Raw genomic sequence first — 18,336 nt, forward strand, 5'->3', positions numbered from 1 at the left:
GTATTTTGGTGCTTTGCTTTTCTCCTCATCATTGGGACAATTGAACTTGTACATGCGTTGAAGATGTAACGATAAATGAAAAACCGTTAAAGGAGTGTAGGAACATGGATTATCGACGAGATGATCAAAACGACCAACATCAAACAGAATCTTCACATACAGAACATCAGAATTCAGAAAACCGGCAGCAGATTGGCCATCCTGAACAGGAATTGCTTGACGCGCCTGTTTCGTATGAAGCGGGACGGAAAGAAACGGCTTCCTCTTTAGAAATGGAGAAGAAAGAAACGGCTGTGAAAAAAGAAAAGAAAAGGAAAGCCGCATGGCTGAGCCCGATTTTGGGCGGGATTATCGGCGGCGGGCTGATGCTCGGCATCGCGCCTTATCTGCCGTCAGACCAAGATCAGACGACAGAGACCGCTACCGCGAATAAACAGGTACAGTCAGATCATTTTACAACGACACCGATCACAAACGCTTCAAACGTCGCTGATATGGTAGAGGATTTAGAGCCGACGATTGTCGGAATCTCAAATATCCAAACCTCGCAAAATAACACTTTCGGCACGGGAGGCGGCTCCAGCTCAGAAAGTGAAAGCGGAACCGGATCAGGCGTCATTTTCAACAAAGACGGTGATAAAGCGTATATCATTACAAATAATCATGTCGTTGAAGGGGCGAATAAGCTGACGGTCACGTTATATAATGGAGAAACGGAAAGTGCCAAGCTTGTCGGCAGCGATGCGATAACCGATTTGGCTGTTCTGGAGATCAGCGGCAAGAACATCAAAAAAGTCGCGAGCTTCGGTGACTCATCACAGCTGCGCACGGGCGAAAAAGTCATCGCCATCGGAAATCCGCTCGGACAGCAGTTTTCCGGTACGGTGACACAAGGCATCATCAGCGGTCTGAACCGGACAATTGATGTCGATACCACACAAGGCACGGTGGAAATGAACGTGCTGCAAACTGACGCAGCGATCAACCCGGGGAACAGCGGAGGCCCGTTAATCAACGCGAGCGGCCAAGTGATCGGCATCAACAGCTTAAAGGTGAGCGAGAGCGGCGTAGAGTCACTTGGATTTGCGATCCCGAGCAATGATGTCGAGCCGATTGTTGACCAGCTGCTTGAAAATGGAAAGGTAGAACGTCCGTTTTTAGGCGTGCAAATGATTGACATGTCACAAGTTCCTCAAACCTATCAGGAAAATACGCTTGGCCTGTTTGGAGATCAATTAGGCAAAGGTGTGTATGTAAAAGAAGTTCAAGGACATTCACCAGCGGCCAAAGCCGGTATCAAATCTGAGGATGTCATTGTCAAACTAAACGGGAAAGACGTGGAAAGCAGCGCGGATATCCGTCAGATCCTTTACAAGGACTTGAAAGTCGGAGACAAAACAACCATACAAGTCCTTCGAAACGGAAAAACCGAAACCTTGAATGTGACCCTGACCAAGCAGACAGAAAGCAGCTCAAGTTAGGAGTAATCAAAAAGCTGAACCCGAAAAGGGTTCAGCTTTTTTTTATCCTAAGTAAGCGGAAAGCATCCACACTTGTTTTTCAACTTCATCAATTAATCCGACAAACAAGTCCGCTGTCGCATTGTCTTGATTTTCTTCAGCCAGGCCGATTACGAATTTAGATTCGCTGCTGATTTGTTTGTAGTCGTTTACCAATGTTTGTACCATTTCTGACGCTGATGTTTCGTTTCCGCTGTCAGTGATAGATGCATGCTCAGTATATTCCTTCAAGGTGGCTACAGGCTGACCGCCGATTGCCAGCAGTCGCTCAGCGATAGTATCAACTGTTTCCGCCGCATGGTCGTACAGTTCTTCAAATTTCTCATGCAATGTGAAGAAATGCGGCCCTTTCACATACCAATGGAAACGGTGGAGCTTAGAGTATAAAAGAAACCAGTTTGATAATTGTGTGTTCATTGAATTCTCAACTAATGTTTGGTTTGTTTTTGCGTTTTCAGTTTTCATAAGATAACGTCCTCCTTGTGATCTGTTAATTTAATTATACCACGTATCAATTAAAAATCAATACTAAATTATAATAATTATAATTTAGATCATCTGAATAGTTTTTTCTTTAGGATAGACTCCCATGCAGACCAAGGAAAAAGCGCTCGGAATAACAAGGTGAGCTTGACGCCTTTTCCGATCGGATATCGCAATTTCTTTATGTGCTGTTTTGTTGCCAATTGATAAATAAGGTCGGCAACTTCTTGGGGATCTCCGCTTTCATCCGCGTTTTTTTCAACGTAGGAAAGGATCTTTTTATAGTATTGATGATAGGCTGAATCGTCAGCAGGCACCGACATATAATGAGATAAAGAGGTGGACCAGATCGACGTTTTGTATGAGCCGGGCTCGACCAAAGCGGTGTGGATACCGAACGGAAGCAGCTCCACACGCAGGCTCTCAGAAAAACCCTCCAATGCATGCTTGGATGATGCATAAGGCGACAGCGCGGGAAATCCGGTCAGGCCGCTGATGCTGCTCACGTTTATAATCTTTGCATCGCCATGCTTTCTTATGTAAGGCAGAACGGTTTTTGTCACATGGATTACTCCGAAGACATTCGTTTCAAATTGTTGTCTGAAATGGTCCATCGGCACATCCTCGACAAATCCTCCATAAGCGGCTCCAGCGTTGTTGACGAGAAGATCAATAGGAGCGTAAGCGCTAATGGCTTTTCCGAATGAGGCTATCGAATGTTCATCGGTGACGTCGAGAACGGTAATGTGGATAGAGTCAGCTACATGGTGGGCTGCGGCCAACTCCCGAAGCTGTTCAGCTTTCTCAGGCTGTCTTGTTGTGGCAATCACAAAAAATGTCTTGGCGAGCTTTACGGCTGCCAGCTGGCCAAAGCCTTTTGAAGCTCCTGTTACGATCGCGATTTTTTTATTCATTGTATACCTCCTATTTACCTGCTACAGCTATTGTACAATCATGAACGGAAATAGACCCTATAAAAGAAATTTTTATACAATAATTCAGAATTGTTCTATAATAAAACGAAAGAGGAAAGGGGTTTTGTATAATGGCGCTGCAAGGGATAGACCAAAGATGGGATCTGGATTCGTTTTTTAAGGGCGGGAGCCAATCAGCAGAATTTAAAGGATATATTGAAAAGCTTTCACAAAGTCTGCGTGCATTTCAAGAGATGACTGATGGGTTTCAGGTGCCTGAATCGCCTGAAGACGCTGAAGCGATGATTGCTTTGCTAGATTTATTCGAACAGAATTCTGTCAAGCTTCAGCAGGCTGGTGCTTTTGTTGCTTGCCTTCAGGCCCAGAATATCAGTGATCAAAAGGCTGCTGAGCATCAGTCACTCATGAATCGGCTTAACGCAGAATTTCAATCGTCCCTCGTCACCTTAGATCATAAACTGGTGGCCATTGAACAAGATGTGTGGAATGAATTGTTAACAAAACCGGGATTACGTGATGTATCGTACATATTAAATGAAAGAAGACAAAGGGTTGCCGAAAAGCTCAGCCCGGGTAAAGAAAAACTGATTGGAAACCTTGCGGTGGACGGATATCACGCTTGGAGTGACTTATATAATATGGTTGTCGGGAAAATGACCATACCATATGAGGAAAACGGTGAGAATAAGCAATTGTCTGTCGGTCAGGCGGAAAATGTGATGGGGCATCAAGACCGCGCTGTCAGAAAAACAATATATGAACGTTTGCATCAAGCGTGGGAAAGCAAGCAGGATATATTCAGCAGCACACTCAATCATTTGGCGGGGTTCCGGCTTGAAACCTATAAAGCGCGCGGCTGGGAGAATGTCCTGAAGGAGCCGCTGCAGATCAATAGGATGAAAAAAGAAACACTGGATACGATGTGGCAGGTCATCACTGAAAACAAGCAGCCGTTCGTTCAGTTTTTGAACCGGAAAGCGTCCATGCTCGGCCTTGAAAAGCTCAGCTGGTACGATGTTGAGGCCCCAATCGGATCTGATGGAAAGGTGTATTCATATGATGAAGCCGCAAATGTCATTGTCAGCCAATTTTCCACGTTTGGCAAAAAGCTGTCCGCTTTCACAGAAAAAGCGTTTCGGGACCGCTGGATTGAGGCGGAAGACAGGAGCGGAAAAAGAGTCGGCGGTTTTTGCACGAGCTTTCCGGACAGCGGGGAATCGCGGATTTTCATGACATTTTCGGGAAGTGCCTCAAATGTATCAACGCTTGCACATGAGCTCGGGCACGCGTTCCATCAGGAAGCGATGCTCAACGTCAGGCCGTTAAACCGGTCCTACGCGATGAACGTCGCGGAAACGGCTTCAACGTTTGCCGAGATGATTGTGGCGGACGCGACTGTTCAGCAGGCGGAGACGAAGGAAGAAAAGCTTGTCCTTCTCGAGGATAAAGTACAAAGAAGCGTTGCGTTCTTCATGAATATCCACGCCAGGTTCCTATTCGAAACGAGATTTTACGAAGAACGAAAGCGGGGAGCCGTCCCGGCCGATCGTTTGAATGAACTGATGGAAGAGGCGCAAAAAGAGGCATACTGCAATTCGTTAGGAGAGTACCATCCGCTCTTTTGGGCGTCGAAGCTCCACTTCCATATTACGAGAGTGCCGTTTTACAATTTTCCTTATACGTTCGGCTACCTGTTTTCTCTTGGCATTTACGCACTGGCGCTTGAAGAAAAAAACGCGTTTGAAGAGAAGTATACCGCGCTATTGCGGGATACGGCTTCTATGACCGTGGAGGATTTGGCGATGAAGCATTTGGGCGCTGACATTACGAAGCGAGATTTCTGGGAGAATGCCATCAAGCTGGCCGTGCGGGATGTGGAAGCCTTTTTGGAAATGACTGAATCTTAAAAGCCGTGGCGTTATACGCCTCGGCTTTTTCAATCCATCTCTGAATGAGGATTCCATTCTCTGGACATACCTAAAACAAATGGAATCCTACAGGGGGGAGACATATGCGTTTGATCAGAGCAGCCGGGGCTATTTGCTTCGCAATGGTTCTGATTGCTGGCTGCCGTCTCAACGAAGACAAGCAAAAGGCAGAAGGAGAAAATACAGCCGTCACCCAGCTGAAGTCTGTTCCTTACAGCGATTTTTCGCTCCGTGTGAGCTACGGAGATGGTGAGCATAATCGGTATGAAGGCATATATACAAAAAAAGGGACTCAGGAAACAGCGGAAATCCAGGATAAGCTCTCCGGTGTCAAGCAGGAGGGGGAAGAAGCCTTAGATGAGATGAAAATGATTCTGAGCGAGCTTTCCGTAACAGAGCAAATGGCTGAATCTGAAGTGATTCACAGTGTGCTGGCAGCGTTTAATCTGGACAGCCATTATGATCATATCGACTTAAAACTAAAGCTGAAGGACGGCTCAGTCAGAGAAATTAAGAAATAATCTTGTGATGAAAAACCCATAAACGCCAAATATGTCCAAAATACTAATTGAAAATGATTTTCAAAGTCACTGTTTTCTGCTACAATGAGGGATATATGGCCATATAAAAATGGCTGAATATTGAATCACTTGCATTGATGACAATTGACTTCACGCGCATATATATAGAAAACGTGTAATACATAGTGCTGCTAAAAAGCCAGCAAAAAGGAGCGGTTATGGGTATGAGTGCAATTTCTACAGAAACGCTGAGCTTAGGATACGGGGATGCCGTTATTATTGATGAGTTGAATTTAACCATTCCAAAAGGTGAAATTACCGTATTTATTGGCAGCAACGGCTGCGGAAAATCGACACTTTTACGTTCATTAGCGCGTCTGATGAAACCGAGAGGCGGTTCAGTTCTGCTGGAAGGAAGAGCGATTGCCAAGCTTCCGACGAAGGAAGTCGCAAAAGAGCTCGCAATCCTGCCGCAGGGCCCTTCGGCTCCAGAGGGGCTGACGGTGCATCAGCTGGTGAAGCAAGGAAGGTATCCTTACCAAAATTGGCTGAAACAGTGGTCAAAAGAGGATGAGGAAGCGGTTGAGAGGGCGCTTAAAGCAACCAAACTTGAGGACATGGCAGACCGCGCCGTCGACTCTTTGTCAGGAGGACAGCGCCAGCGGGCTTGGATCGCGATGACGCTTGCGCAGGATACGGATATTATCCTTCTGGATGAGCCGACGACGTATTTAGACATGACGCACCAAATTGAAATTCTTGATTTGCTGTTTGAGCTGAATGAAAAGGAAGAGCGGACGATTGTGATGGTTCTTCATGACTTAAACTTGGCATGCCGCTACGCGCATCACCTTGTAGCCATAAAAGATAAACGGATTTATGCTGAAGGACGTCCGGAAGAGGTTATCACCTGTGATCTTGTGCAAAATGTGTTTTCTATGAACTGCCAGGTTACACAGGACCCGCTGTTCGGTACGCCTCTTTGCATTCCTCACGGCAGGGGCAGATGCATTGTCCAGGAAGCGGCTTTCACATCACATGGTTAATCAATAATGCCAGCGAAAGGAGCTTTCATTTGAGAAAGCTCCTTGCTGTTTTTTCGAAAGGAAGATGGAAAATGGATCACAAACTTCAGGAGCAGCTCGATGGATTGCTGGAGAAGTATACTGAGCTTCTGCTTGGTGAAGCAAGCAATGAGCTAAAAGAAGAAGTGAAGCAATGGATTTTGTACACGCATATAGCCAAAAGCATGCCGCCGCTCGCTAAGCATTGGAATGCGACATATCCTGACGCGAAGCAGGGCATTAAAGATGTCATTCAGCATATTAAGGAATTGAATGAAGCCCATCGAAACAAACAATCTTTTCAGCGTGATTGAAAACCTTTGAAGTCTAGGAAGGGCGAGCATCGGAGCACAGCGAATGTAGATATTCGTGAGCACCGACGCGCAGGCCTGACAACGAATGCGAGGGTTTGTCAACACGCTGAGCAGTCTGCCCATTACAGCAGACTGCTTTTTTGTAATGCTGCCGTTTGATCTGGCGCAAAGGAATACATAAAGGTCCGCAGCGCACTGCTGATAAACGAATCTTTACGGACAACAAATTCTGTTTTCATCTGGCTAAGCGCTTTAGGCAACGGGTACAAGCGAATCGCCCCTTCAGCCTCGTGTTTCTGCACAACCGTTCTCGGCAGCAATGAGATGCCAAGACCCGCTGTAACCCCGCCGATAATCGCTTCAAGCGTGCCAAATTCCATCATGACCGGCTGTGTGACACCGACGGAACGCAGCCATTTTTCAAGTGTCTCACGATATGAACAGCCTGTGCTGTAAACGAGAATCGGCTTTGTGGCGGCTTCTTCTGCATCAGACACGGAAGCCGCCGAAACAACCACTGGTTCTTCCTCAAATGCGGGATAGGATTCGAGCTCAGGATGATTGCATTCACATCCGATAAACGCGCCATCCAATTCGTAACGAAGAACTTTATCGAGGAGAAATTGTGTATGCCCTGTCGTTAATGACAGCTGTACGTTAGGGTATTCTTCATAATATGAAGCCAGAAGCTTCGGAAGCCTTACCGCGGCGGTTGTCTGTGTGGAGCCGATCATAAGCGGCCCGCTTGGTTCGACAGAGGATGAGAGTGCTTTTGACGCTTCATCCAGCAGGCCGATAATTTTATTCGCATAGTCCAGCAGCAGTTTTCCGCTTGCAGAAAGTGTCATGCCCCGATTATGGCGCAAAAACAGAATGGTGCCAAGCTCAGCTTCCAATTGCTGAACTCTGGCCGTGACATTCGATTGCACATAGCCAAGCTGCTTGGCCGCTTTCGTAATGGAACCTTCACGGGCTACCATTTGAAACACACGTAAATCTCCGCTTTCCATTTTGAATGCCTCCGTTCGTTTGTTGATATCAATTTGAATGATAACAAGTATCTTTATATTCCAATGGATGATCTTGAAGCTGCGACAGAAGATGTCTGGGATGAACTGTATGCTGTCAATGTGAAAGGGATGTTTTTCTGCGCACGGGCAGTGGCCCCGTTCATGAAAAAAAGCAAGGCTGGAGCAATCGTAAATGTCGGAAGCATCGCAGGGATAACTGGGTCGGGCTCATCTATACCTTACGCTGTGTCAAAATCGGCTGTACACGGTTTAACGAAATCTTTGGCGCACGCCTTGGCGCCTGAAATCAGAGTGAACGGTGTAGCACCGGGGGCTGTCGCAACGAGATGGTGGGCTGGCCGGGAAGAGAAAATGAAGAGCATGATCGGCACTTTGCCGCTGCAGCGAATGGCTGAATCGGATGATGTCGCCAAATTGATTTGTTCGCTTGTTGAACAGGAATCACTCACAGGCCAAATCATCACAGTTGACAGCGGACAGACGCTATAAAGAGGTGAGATGCGGGAGATGCCATTTGTACAGATTCATTTGCGGGCGGGGAGAAGCGAAGCGTGGCTTCAAACCCTAAGCAGGACCATCCACCAATCGATGATCGAAGAAATCAATGTGCCGGAAGATGACTATTTTCAAGTCATCAGGCAGTATGATAACAGCGAATTTTTTTATGATCCGTCTTATCTGCGGGTCGAGCGCACTGATGAACTGGTATACATTCATTTTACGTTGAAAGATTCAAGAACCACTGAACAGAAAAAAGCGCTTTACCGCTCAATCGCAAGCAGCCTTCATTCCAAGCTTGGTATAAGAAAAGAAGATGTGTTTATCATGCTGGCCGGAAACCAGGATGAGGATTGGTCGTTTGGAAATGGAAGGGCCCAGATGATCGAATAAGAAAACCCCGCGGATGGGTACCCGCGGGGCGCTCTATTAATGTGAAGGTGATTCAACGGCTTGTGCCGCTTTTTCTTTTACTTGTTCATCTGTTTTCTTGTTCGATAGCTTGATTGGCTTCAAGAACAAGGTAAAAACGGCTCCGACTGCGATAAAGATCAAGCCTGTATAAAACACGCTGTGGAGCGAATCCATCAAGGATGTTTTTAAAATCGGCATAATATGTGATGAGAAAGCCGCAGGGATTTGTTTCAATGCGTCCGGACTGAACAGTGATTGCAGCAGCCCTTGCGGATTAGTATCAATCATACTCTTTAGCTGGTCGGCAAATGAGCTTGCCTGTGCCGGAAGTGAGTCTAAATACGGCACAAGTTTATCTGTTAATAAGTTTCCTGATCTCGCATTCATTACAGCTCCCAGCATGGTAATGCCGAATGTTCCTCCGATAGAACGGAAGAATTGGCTGGATGAGGTGACAACCCCAAGCTCTTCCTTTGAAAAGCTTTCTTGTAAAGCCAGTGTCAGAATCGGCATTACCAGACCCATTCCCAGACCAATAATCGCCATATACGATGTAGCGATAAGCTTGCTTGTATCAAGATCCAAAGTCGTTAACAGCAGGAATCCCCCGGCCATAATCAGCATGCCTGTTATGATTTGCGGTTTAATGCCGATTTTATAAACCAGCTGGCCGCCGATAATGCTTGTGATAATCATAGAGATCATCATCGGTGTCATAATCGTGCCTGATTCAGACGCACTTACACCGACAATTCCCTGCATAAAGAAAGGGACAAACGTAATCGCACCAAACATGCCGATACTCATAAAGAAACCGATCAAGTTTAAAAATGTAAACGTTCTGTTTTTAAAGAGATACATGGGCAGGATCGGTTCTTTTGCTTTTGATTCCACGATAATAAAGCTGACAATGCCGATCAGTGCGAGGGCAAACAAGCCAAGAATCTGCCACGAACCCCACGCATAATCTTTTCCGCCAAAGCTTAAGGCGAGCAGGAGGCTGACAACCCCGACAATCATCGTGAAAATCCCGGCGATATCGAAGTTGATTGGACCCGTCTGCTGGCGGCCCTGCAATCCTCGGGCAATAAAAATAACCGCAATAATTCCGACTGGAAGGTTAATATAGAAAACCCATTTCCAGTTGAGCGAGTCTACAATCCAGCCGCCGATTTGCGGCCCTATCACTGAAGCCAGCCCGTAAATCGCGCCAAAGACCCCTTGGAATTTAGCACGCTGTTTTCCAGTGAATAAGTCACCGATGACAATCATCGCCATCGGCATCATAATGCCTCCGCCGATTCCCTGCAGCCCTCGGAAAATAATCAATTCTGTCATATTGTTGGCCATTCCGCACAAAGCGGAAGCGGCCATAAAAATAATCAAACCTGATACATAGACAATGCGCCGTCCCAATAAATCGGCCAGTTTACCGGCAATCGGAACGACTGTTGTTGAGGTTAGCAAGTATGCCGTTGTCAGCCAGGTCATCATGCTCAAACCGCCCAGATCACCGACAATTTTCGGCATGGCCGTTCCGACAATGGTACCGTCAAGAGCTGAAAAAAACATGGCAATCACTAAGCCTGTGATTAATAACGTCCGTTTTGATTGTTTGCCTTCATTACTCATGTCATCCGTTTCCTCTTTTCATGTTTTGCTTTTCATCCGCTTCAGCCGCAGCCTGTGCGAGTTTTTCTGTGATACGTGCCGCCTGAAGCATTTCCTCCTCCGTTAAGAAGGAAAGGTATCGGGCCATAATGGCTTTTCTGCCTGCCAAAATCTCCTCGAACTTTCTGTCTCCTTCATCAGTAAGACTGATATCAATCACTCGCCTGTCTTTTGTATTGTGTGTTCTGGCGATAAGATTTTTTTGTTCAAGTCGATCTGCCATTAACGTCACAGCGCTAGGCTTGACCTCCATCCGCTCGGCGATTTCAGAAATTTTGAGGCTGCCGTGTTTTTTTAAGCTGGCCAGCACAAACAGCTGCGCTGGGGTAACTCCTTGTTTCTCCATGCTTTCCAGCATTTCAGGCTGTATCCTTTGAAAGAGCGCCTGAAGCGATAATTGAATATCGGACATTAGCTGATCCGCACTTTTCATATTCATTTCTCCTCTGTTGCATAAACTGCATTTATATTTAAGATAGTAAAATAGTTAAGGTGAATTAAATATAAATAAATATAAATAAAAAGTCAACCAATTTCACACAAAAAAAGGATAGATGCCCTTTAAGAACATCCTATCCTTTTTCTCGATGTTTATTGCTGATAAGGAGACTGCTGCTGAATGGTCTTGTCGAATTTTTGATAAGACTTCTGCAGCTTTTGGGCATCCTCCGCTTCAACAGAATACCATCCATATTGGAACATAAGGTCATACAGTTTTCTTTGTGTTTTTTGTGACTCATCAAAAATGGCCTGAATATCCTGATAGAGAGACTCGTGGCTGAATTCGTTCAAGGCTGTGCAATAAGCTGTTGTCATATATTTTTCTGTTGTCAGCAGCTCGTTGATGAAATCTCTGTCATTCATCTCCGGAGTTGTCGGTACTGGTGTTTGCGGGTTGCTGATTTTTTGATTTTGCTGATTCATTCTGGCGCCTCCTTATTGGATATAGCCGGACTGCTGCTGGCCTGGCTGCAGGTGCTTTATGATTCTTTGATAGTGGTCATGATGCATATGTCCGACGCGGTCTAGTTCTTGTTTTAACGATTGATCCTGGCACTGCTGCGCCATGAAATGCGCTTTTTTCATTGCGAGCAAATTCCAGTTCAACATGTCTTTCAGATACAAATGATCTTTTGTGGAAATGACGGAAGGCGGCATATTGGATTGCTGCTGATTGTCCATTGTAATCCTCCTTTGGTTTTTTGTTCATGTATAGTTTCCTTCAGTCTGGGAGTTATATACAGATGTTTTGAAGATGAAGGCAGGAGGGAGTCGGATGTTGAGACGTGTGTTTTTATTTTTATCTCAAAATAAAGCACTTACCAAGTTCGCAAAAGCATACGGGGCGCGGCTTGGAGCACGAAGATTTGTCGCAGGGGATACAATTCAATCGGCGGTTAAGGCGGTCAAAAGGCTAAATAGATCTGGTTTGTGCGCTACAATTGATTATTTAGGCGAGTATGCATCTTCGGATAAAGAAGCGAAGCAAGTCGCAGAGGAATGCAAGAAAGCCATTCAAGCCATTGCCGAGCATCAATTGGACTCAGAGCTCTCACTCAAGCTGACCTCAATCGGGCTCGATCTTTCAGAAGAAATTGCCCTTTCTCATTTGCGAGCGATTCTATCTGCTGCGAAGCAATATGGTGTTGCTGTGACGATTGATATGGAAGACTATTCTCATTATGAACAGACACTCGCCATCTACAGGCAATGCAAACCAGAATTTGAGATGCTCGGCACGGTCATTCAGGCATATCTGTACCGGGCGGCAGAAGATATCAGGCTGATGCGCGGCTTAAAGCCAAATCTCAGACTTGTGAAAGGCGCTTATAAAGAATCTGCGGCGGTCGCGTTCCCTGACAAAAAAGGAACAGACCTTCATTTTCAGAGTTTAATAAAGCTGCAGCTGTTAAGCGAAAACTACACGGCTGTCGCCACACATGACGATGATATCATTGCGTATACGAAACAACTCGTTGCTGAACATCATATCCCAGCGTCACAATTTGAGTTTCAAATGCTGTACGGCATCAGGTCGGAGCGGCAGAAGGAACTGGCTAAGGAAGGGTACAGAATGCGTGTGTATGTCCCGTATGGAACGGACTGGTTCAGCTACTTTATGAGAAGAATTGCCGAACGGCCGGCCAATGCGGCGTTTGTGATGAAAGGGATCTTGAAAAAGTGAAAGCAGCCGCGGGTAGCAGCTGCGTCATGATTGATCCATGTTTTGTTTTTTATACTGCTGATTTTGACTTGTCCGTTTTCCGCCGCCGTAATGCTGCGTCGGACCGGCATCGCCCTTTACGCTCGCCGCGCTGACTGCCGCTGAAGACGGATTTTTTTTCTCTCGCACCATTCCCTTCACCTCCAGGTTTAAGTTGCCCGTCTTTTATAAGCTTCATACAAAAAATACAAAATAGCTATTGAAGTCGAAGCGGAAATCTTTTAAGATGAAAGAAGAAACGGGTTTCATTTTTTTTGGCCAAAAAATGAATGACTATTCATTCAATGTTCAAGGGGGATATCTCATGCACAAACATATTCGGAAGGCAGCCGTTTTAGGATCGGGGGTAATGGGTTCCGGGATTGCGGCGCATTTGGCTAATATCGGCATTCCTGTCCTGCTGCTTGATATTGTGCCGAACGATTTGACAAAGGAAGAGGAAAAAAAGGGGCTGGCTATGGACAGTCCGGAGGTGCGCAGCAGGCTGAGCCGGCAGGCGGTGAAAAAACTGCTGAAACAAAGGCCCGCTCCCCTCACATCAGCGAAAAATACATCCTATATCACACCAGGCAATCTGGAGGATGATGCAGCGAAGCTGAACGAAGCGGATTGGATCATTGAGGTCGTTGTCGAAAATCTAGAAGTCAAAAAGCAGATTTTCGCACTTGTGGATGAACATCGAAAGCCTGGAAGCATTGTCTCAAGCAACACCTCCGGCATATCCGTGCAGGAGATGGCTGAAGGGCGATCGGCAGATTTTAAAGCCCATTTTCTCGGAACGCATTTTTTTAATCCCGCCCGCTATTTGAAGCTGTTGGAGGTCATTCCGATTATGGAAACGGACCCTGACATTGTAAAGTTTATGACAGCTTTTGGCGAAAATGTCCTCGGCAAAGGCGTCGTCACAGCAAAAGACACACCGAACTTTATCGCAAACCGCATCGGAACGTACGGGCTTCTCGTCACAGTCCAAGAAATGCTCAATGGCGGTTATCAGGTCGGGGAGGTCGATTCGATCACAGGCCCGCTGATCGGCAGGCCGAAAAGCGCGACCTTTAGAACGCTTGATGTTGTCGGGCTCGATACATTCGCCCATGTCGCCCGAAATGTGTATGACAAAGCGGATGGAGAAGAGAAAGAAGTGTTCCGCCTGCCAGTTTTCATGAACGATATGCTTGAAAAAGGGTGGATCGGAAGCAAGGCGGGCCAAGGCTTTTATAAAAAAGAAGGAAAAACGATTTCTGAGCTTGACCCCGTGACGCTTACTTACGGCGAGCGGACAAAAATGAAATCACCGGCACTTGAAGCGGCAAAACAGGCAAAAGGGACAAAAGCCAAAATGAAAGCGCTTATTTATTCGGATGACAGAGCCGGCAGATTGCTGTGGAATATCACAACTCAAACGCTGCTGTACTCAGCCGAACTGCTTGGGGAGATTGCCGATGATATTCATTCGATTGACCAAGCCATGAAGTGGGGATTCGGCTGGGAGCTGGGTCCATTTGAAATGTGGGACGCTATCGGCCTCAAACAGTCGGCGGAAAAGCTTGAGCAGCTTGGAGCAGAAATGCCCGGTTGGATCAAAGACATGCTGGCCAAAGGAAATGAAACCTTCTACATCAGAGAAAACGGAACGGTATTTTATTATGACCGCGGTGAATACAGAGCCGTGAAAGAAAACAAGAAACGAATTCATTTACAAACGCTCAAGGAAACGAACGGCGTGATTACGAAAAACAGCGGAGCAAGCCTGATCGACCTTGGAGATGATGTGGCCCTTCTTGAATTTCATTCGAAAAGCAATGCGATCGGCCTCGATATCATCCAAATGATTAACAAAGCATTAGAGGAAACAGAACGGAACTACAAAGGACTTGTGATTGGCAACCAAGGGAAAAATTTCTGCGTCGGCGCAAATCTCGCCATGATCTTAATGGAAGTTCAAGATGACAATTTTCTGGAAGTTGACTTCGTGATACGCCGTTTCCAGGAGACGATGATGAACATCAAATACAGTGCGAAACCGGTTGTCGCCGCTCCATTCGGAATGACGCTCGGCGGCGGAACGGAAGTGTGCCTGCCGGCAGCGCGCATTCAGGCAGCAAGTGAAGCCTATATGGGGCTTGTGGAATCCGGCGTCGGCCTCATTCCTGGCGGAGGAGGAAACAAAGAGCTGTACATCAACCATCTCCGCCGCGGTCTTGATCCGATGAATGCCGCGATGAAAACATTCGAAACGATTGCGATGGCGAAAGTGTCCGCTTCCGCCCAAGAGGCTCGTGAGATGAACATCTTAAAAGAAACGGATCACATCAGCGTGAATCAGGACCACCTGCTGTACGATGCAAAACGGCTGGCCGCATCTTTATACGACACAGGCTGGCGGCCGCCTGTAAAAGAAAAGGTTAAGGTGGCGGGAGAAACCGGTTATGCGGCACTCTTGCTTGGCGCCGAGCAAATGAAGCTGTCCGGCTATATATCTGAGCATGATGTCAACATCGCGAAAAAGCTCGCTTATGTCATTGCCGGCGGAAAAGTGCCGTTTGGTACAGAGGTCGATGAAGAATATTTATTAGAGATCGAGAGAGAAGCGTTTTTGAGTTTGGCAGGAGAGGCGAAGTCTCAAGCGAGAATGCAGCATATGCTTGTGAAAGGTAAACCTTTACGGAATTAGGAGGGAGCTTATGAAAGAGGCAGTCATAGTGTCAGGTGCAAGAACACCGGTTGGGAAAGCAAAAAAAGGATCGCTGGCCACCGTTCGCCCGGATGATTTGGGAGCGATTTGCGTCAAAGAAACACTGAAACGGGCAGGCGGCTATGAAGGCAATATTGACGACTTGATTATCGGCTGTGCGACACCTGAAGCGGAACAAGGATTAAATATGGCGAGAAATATCGGCGCGCTCGCGGGGCTGCCGTACACGGTCCCGGCGGTCACAGTCAATCGCTACTGCTCTTCGGGCCTTCAGACCATCGCATATGCGGCAGAAAAAATTATGCTCGGCGCCTACGATACAGCGATCGCCGGCGGAGCAGAATCGATGTCGCAGGTACCGATGATGGGGCATGTGACCCGTCCGAACCTCGCATTGGCAGAAAAGGCGCCGGAGTATTACATGAGCATGGGACACACAGCCGAGCAGGTCGCGAAAAAATACGGCGTCTCCCGCGAGGATCAGGATGCGTTTGCCGTTCGCAGCCACCAAAATGCGGCGAAAGCCCTTGCAGAGGGGAAATTTAAAGATGAAACTGTTCCCGTCGAAGTGACGGTGACAGAAATCGGAGAAAACCATAAGCCGCGGGAAAAACAGTTTGTGTTTTCTCAGGATGAAGGCGTTCGACCGCAGACGACGACAGACATCTTAGCGACATTGCGCCCGGCTTTTTCCGTTGATGGAACGGTTACTGCGGGCAATTCCTCGCAGACGAGTGACGGAGCGGCGGCAGTTATGCTGATGGACCGGGAAAAAGCTGATGCGCTGGGCTTGGCCCCGCTTGTGAAATTCCGCTCCTTTGCAGTAGGAGGCGTGCCGCCGGAAGTGATGGGCATTGGGCCTGTGGAAGCCATCCCGCGTGCTTTAAAGCTTGCCGGGCTTCAGCTGCAGGACATCGGCTTGTTTGAACTGAACGAAGCTTTTGCTTCACAGGCTATTCAAGTGATCAGGGTACTCGGAATTGATGAAGAAAAAGTGAATGTCAACGGGGGCGCAATCGCGCTTGGGCACCCGCTTGGCTGTACGGGCACAAAGCTTACACTCTCACTGATTCATGAAATGAAACGGAGAAACGAGCAATTCGGTGTCGTCACAATGTGTATCGGCGGCGGGATGGGAGCGGCCGGTGTATTTGAATTATGCTAAAGGGGGAAAAACAAATGGCCAAAAAAACGGCTGAAGTACAAAAAGGCGGCGGTTTCTTAATCGAGGATGTCTCATACGAGCAAATGTATACACCAGAGGATTTCACTGACGAACATAAAATGATCGCGAAAACAACAGAGGACTATATCGAGCAAGATGTTCTCCCTCATATAGATGATATCGAAAACCATCAATTTGAACATTCTATCAGGCTGTTAAAGAAAGCGGGCGAACTTGGGCTGCTTGGCGCCGATGTACCTGAGGAATACGGAGGGCTCGGCCTTGATAAAATCAGCTCCGCGCTCATCACTGAAAAATTTTCGCGTGCGGGTAGCTTTTCGCTTTCTTATGGCGCGCATGTCGGCATTGGGTCCTTGCCGATCGTGTTTTTTGGAACAGAAGAACAAAAGAAAACATATCTGCCCGGGCTCGCTTCAGGCGAAAAGATCGCGGCATATGCACTGACTGAGCCAGGCTCTGGGTCTGATGCGCTAGGGGCAAAAACAACTGCCGTGCTGAATGAAGCGGGAACGCATTACGTGTTAACCGGGGAAAAACAGTGGATTACCAACTCAGCCTTTGCTGATGTGTTTGTTGTGTACGCTAAGGTAGACGGTGACAAGTTTTCAGCCTTTATTGTAGAAAAAGATTACCCGGGTGTATCTACGGGTCCGGAAGAAAAGAAAATGGGAATCAAAGGATCATCGACAAGAACCCTCATTTTAGATCAAGCTGAAGTGCCAAAAGAAAACCTGCTTGGCGAAATTGGCAAAGGGCATGTGATCGCTTTTAATATTTTAAATATCGGCCGTTATAAGCTGGCGGTCGGCACAATCGGCGCGTCTAAGCGGGTGATCGAGCTGTCCGCGGCATACGCAAATCAGCGCCGTCAATTCAAAACGCCGATTGCGGGCTTTTCGCTGACACAGGAAAAAATCGCGACAATGGCATCAAGGCTGTACGCGATGGAAAGCTCTGTGTACAGAACCGTCGGACTGTTTGAAGACAATATGAGCCAGTTTACGGCCGAAGACCTCAAGGACGGCCGGCAAATCGCCAAGTCAATTGCTGAATACGCCATTGAATGCTCCCTAAATAAGGTATTCGGCTCCGAAACGCTTGATTATATCGTTGATGAAGGCGTGCAGATTCATGGAGGCTACGGTTTTATGCAGGAGTACGAAGTGGAAAGAGCTTATAGGGATTCAAGGATCAATCGGATTTTTGAAGGCACAAACGAAATCAACCGTTTAATCGTGCCAAGCACCTTCCTGAAAAAAGCGCTTAAAGGTGAAATGCCTCTATTTGAAAAAGCGCAGTCGCTCCAAGAAGAACTCATGATGCTTATGCCTGAAGAGCCTGGCAGCGGCGTTTTAGAGCAGGAGAAATATATAGTGAAGCAAGCCAAAAAAATCGCGCTGTTCGCCGCCGGTCTCGCCGCGCAGAAGTACGGAAAAGCCATCGACCGCGAACAAGAAATTCTTGTCAACGTCGCGGATATCGTCAGCAATGTGTACGCAATGGAGTCAGCCGTGCTGAGAACGGAAAAGGCCATTGCCGCGCAAGGCGGAGAAAAAGCGGCGCAAAAGGTGCTGTATACTGAAATTTTCGTTCAGGAGGCCTTTAACGAAATTGAAGCACACGCGAAGGAATCCCTCATCGCAATGGAAGAAGGAGATTCACTCCGCATGATGCTTTCCGCTCTGCGCAAGCTGACGCGCGTCACACCTAAAAACGTGATTCAGAAAAAACGCGAAGCGGCAGCGGGCGTTTTCGAGGCTGAAAAATATATTGTTTGATTGGCGAAGAGCTCCGCGTGCGCGGAGCTCTTTTTAAGAAGCACTGTTTTAGGTTTTTAAAACAAACTGTGTTA

The 18,336-nt window shown here is 47.1% G+C and carries 18 protein-coding genes and 1 pseudogene; 11 read left to right on the top strand and 8 right to left on the bottom strand.

From position 1 onward, the window contains the following. Positions 1–104: 104 nt before the first annotated feature. Positions 105–1,481, top strand: a complete 1,377-nt coding sequence (locus SC79_RS13855; RefSeq protein WP_039075552.1) for a S1C family serine protease — start codon at positions 105–107, stop codon at positions 1,479–1,481. Positions 1,482–1,523: 42 nt separating this feature from the next. Here the strand turns inward: SC79_RS13855 and mrgA are convergent, their stop codons facing one another. Together mrgA and SC79_RS13865 are read right to left on the bottom strand one after the other, a co-directional pair. Next, the gene (gene mrgA, locus SC79_RS13860; RefSeq protein WP_039075553.1) at positions 1,524–1,985 is read right to left on the bottom strand and encodes a metalloregulation DNA-binding stress protein MgrA; all 462 of its coding nucleotides are present in this window, start codon (positions 1,983–1,985) and stop codon (positions 1,524–1,526) included. 89 nt (positions 1,986–2,074) lie between these two features. Then, the gene (locus tag SC79_RS13865; RefSeq protein WP_039075554.1) at positions 2,075–2,917 is read right to left on the bottom strand and encodes an oxidoreductase; all 843 of its coding nucleotides are present in this window, start codon (positions 2,915–2,917) and stop codon (positions 2,075–2,077) included. A gap of 131 nt (positions 2,918–3,048) precedes the next feature. Here SC79_RS13865 and SC79_RS13870 point away from each other — a divergent pair, with 131 nt between their 5' ends. The 4 genes from SC79_RS13870 to SC79_RS13885 all read left to right on the top strand — a co-directional run bounded on the left by SC79_RS13870 (position 3,049) and on the right by SC79_RS13885 (position 6,765). Then, positions 3,049–4,845: a M3 family oligoendopeptidase gene (locus SC79_RS13870; protein WP_039075555.1), complete on the top strand. Its 1,797-nt coding sequence runs from the start codon at positions 3,049–3,051 to the stop codon at positions 4,843–4,845. A gap of 104 nt (positions 4,846–4,949) precedes the next feature. Next, on the top strand, positions 4,950–5,387 hold the full coding sequence (locus tag SC79_RS13875) for a YusW family protein (RefSeq protein WP_039075556.1): 438 nt from the start codon (positions 4,950–4,952) through the stop codon (positions 5,385–5,387). A 218-nt stretch (positions 5,388–5,605) separates the two neighbouring features. Then, the gene (locus tag SC79_RS13880) at positions 5,606–6,433 is read left to right on the top strand and encodes an ABC transporter ATP-binding protein (protein WP_082022707.1); all 828 of its coding nucleotides are present in this window, start codon (positions 5,606–5,608) and stop codon (positions 6,431–6,433) included. Positions 6,434–6,462: 29 nt separating this feature from the next. After that, positions 6,463–6,765, top strand: a complete 303-nt coding sequence (locus SC79_RS13885) for a YusU family protein (RefSeq protein ID WP_082022709.1) — start codon at positions 6,463–6,465, stop codon at positions 6,763–6,765. Positions 6,766–6,887: 122 nt separating this feature from the next. On the opposite strand, the gene SC79_RS13890 is transcribed toward SC79_RS13885, so the two are convergent. Further along, the gene (locus tag SC79_RS13890) at positions 6,888–7,775 is read right to left on the bottom strand and encodes a LysR family transcriptional regulator (protein ID WP_039075558.1); all 888 of its coding nucleotides are present in this window, start codon (positions 7,773–7,775) and stop codon (positions 6,888–6,890) included. Between the two features lie 54 nt (positions 7,776–7,829). On the opposite strand from SC79_RS13890, the pseudogene SC79_RS13895 reads away from it, so the two are divergent. Both SC79_RS13895 and SC79_RS13900 read left to right on the top strand, forming a co-directional pair. Further along, positions 7,830–8,285: pseudogene (locus SC79_RS13895) on the top strand (SDR family NAD(P)-dependent oxidoreductase); the annotation flags it as partial. Positions 8,286–8,303: 18 nt separating this feature from the next. Beyond that, positions 8,304–8,687, top strand: a complete 384-nt coding sequence (locus tag SC79_RS13900; RefSeq protein ID WP_039075702.1) for a tautomerase family protein — start codon at positions 8,304–8,306, stop codon at positions 8,685–8,687. Between the two features lie 36 nt (positions 8,688–8,723). Here the strand turns inward: SC79_RS13900 and mdtP are convergent, their stop codons facing one another. The 4 genes from mdtP to SC79_RS13920 form a co-directional block, all read right to left on the bottom strand. Continuing rightward, the gene (gene mdtP / locus SC79_RS13905; RefSeq protein ID WP_039075559.1) at positions 8,724–10,340 is read right to left on the bottom strand and encodes a multidrug efflux MFS transporter MdtP; all 1,617 of its coding nucleotides are present in this window, start codon (positions 10,338–10,340) and stop codon (positions 8,724–8,726) included. Between the two features lies 1 nt (position 10,341). Then, positions 10,342–10,812 (bottom strand): MarR family transcriptional regulator MdtR, encoded by a 471-nt coding sequence (mdtR, locus tag SC79_RS13910; protein WP_010330019.1) that lies wholly within the window; start codon positions 10,810–10,812, stop codon positions 10,342–10,344. Between the two features lie 158 nt (positions 10,813–10,970). Beyond that, positions 10,971–11,303 carry a spore coat protein gene (locus SC79_RS13915; protein WP_039075560.1) on the bottom strand — a complete coding sequence of 111 codons (333 nt, stop codon included), beginning with the start codon at positions 11,301–11,303 and terminating at the stop codon, positions 10,971–10,973. Positions 11,304–11,315: 12 nt separating this feature from the next. Beyond that, on the bottom strand, positions 11,316–11,561 hold the full coding sequence (locus SC79_RS13920; RefSeq protein WP_039075561.1) for a hypothetical protein: 246 nt from the start codon (positions 11,559–11,561) through the stop codon (positions 11,316–11,318). Between the two features lie 94 nt (positions 11,562–11,655). Between SC79_RS13920 and SC79_RS13925 the strand changes: the two genes are divergently transcribed. Further along, entirely contained in the window at positions 11,656–12,564 is a 909-nt protein-coding gene (locus SC79_RS13925) for a proline dehydrogenase family protein (RefSeq protein WP_039075562.1), read from the top strand. Positions 12,565–12,588: 24 nt separating this feature from the next. On the opposite strand, the gene SC79_RS20135 is transcribed toward SC79_RS13925, so the two are convergent. After that, entirely contained in the window at positions 12,589–12,735 is a 147-nt protein-coding gene (locus tag SC79_RS20135) for a YuzL family protein (protein ID WP_010330015.1), read from the bottom strand. Positions 12,736–12,907: 172 nt separating this feature from the next. On the opposite strand from SC79_RS20135, the gene SC79_RS13930 reads away from it, so the two are divergent. From SC79_RS13930 to fadE, 3 genes are read left to right on the top strand one after another with little or no spacing between them, the layout of a single operon-like run. Further along, positions 12,908–15,277, top strand: a complete 2,370-nt coding sequence (locus tag SC79_RS13930; protein WP_039075703.1) for a 3-hydroxyacyl-CoA dehydrogenase/enoyl-CoA hydratase family protein — start codon at positions 12,908–12,910, stop codon at positions 15,275–15,277. 10 nt (positions 15,278–15,287) lie between these two features. Further along, positions 15,288–16,463, top strand: a complete 1,176-nt coding sequence (locus SC79_RS13935) for an acetyl-CoA C-acetyltransferase (protein WP_039075563.1) — start codon at positions 15,288–15,290, stop codon at positions 16,461–16,463. A gap of 14 nt (positions 16,464–16,477) precedes the next feature. Then, the gene (gene fadE / locus SC79_RS13940) at positions 16,478–18,262 is read left to right on the top strand and encodes an acyl-CoA dehydrogenase FadE (protein ID WP_039075564.1); all 1,785 of its coding nucleotides are present in this window, start codon (positions 16,478–16,480) and stop codon (positions 18,260–18,262) included. Positions 18,263–18,336: the final 74 nt, after the last annotated feature.

The sequence above is a fragment of the Bacillus sp. MSP13 genome, from assembly GCF_000815295.1.
Taxonomy (GTDB): domain Bacteria; phylum Bacillota; class Bacilli; order Bacillales; family Bacillaceae; genus Bacillus; species Bacillus vallismortis.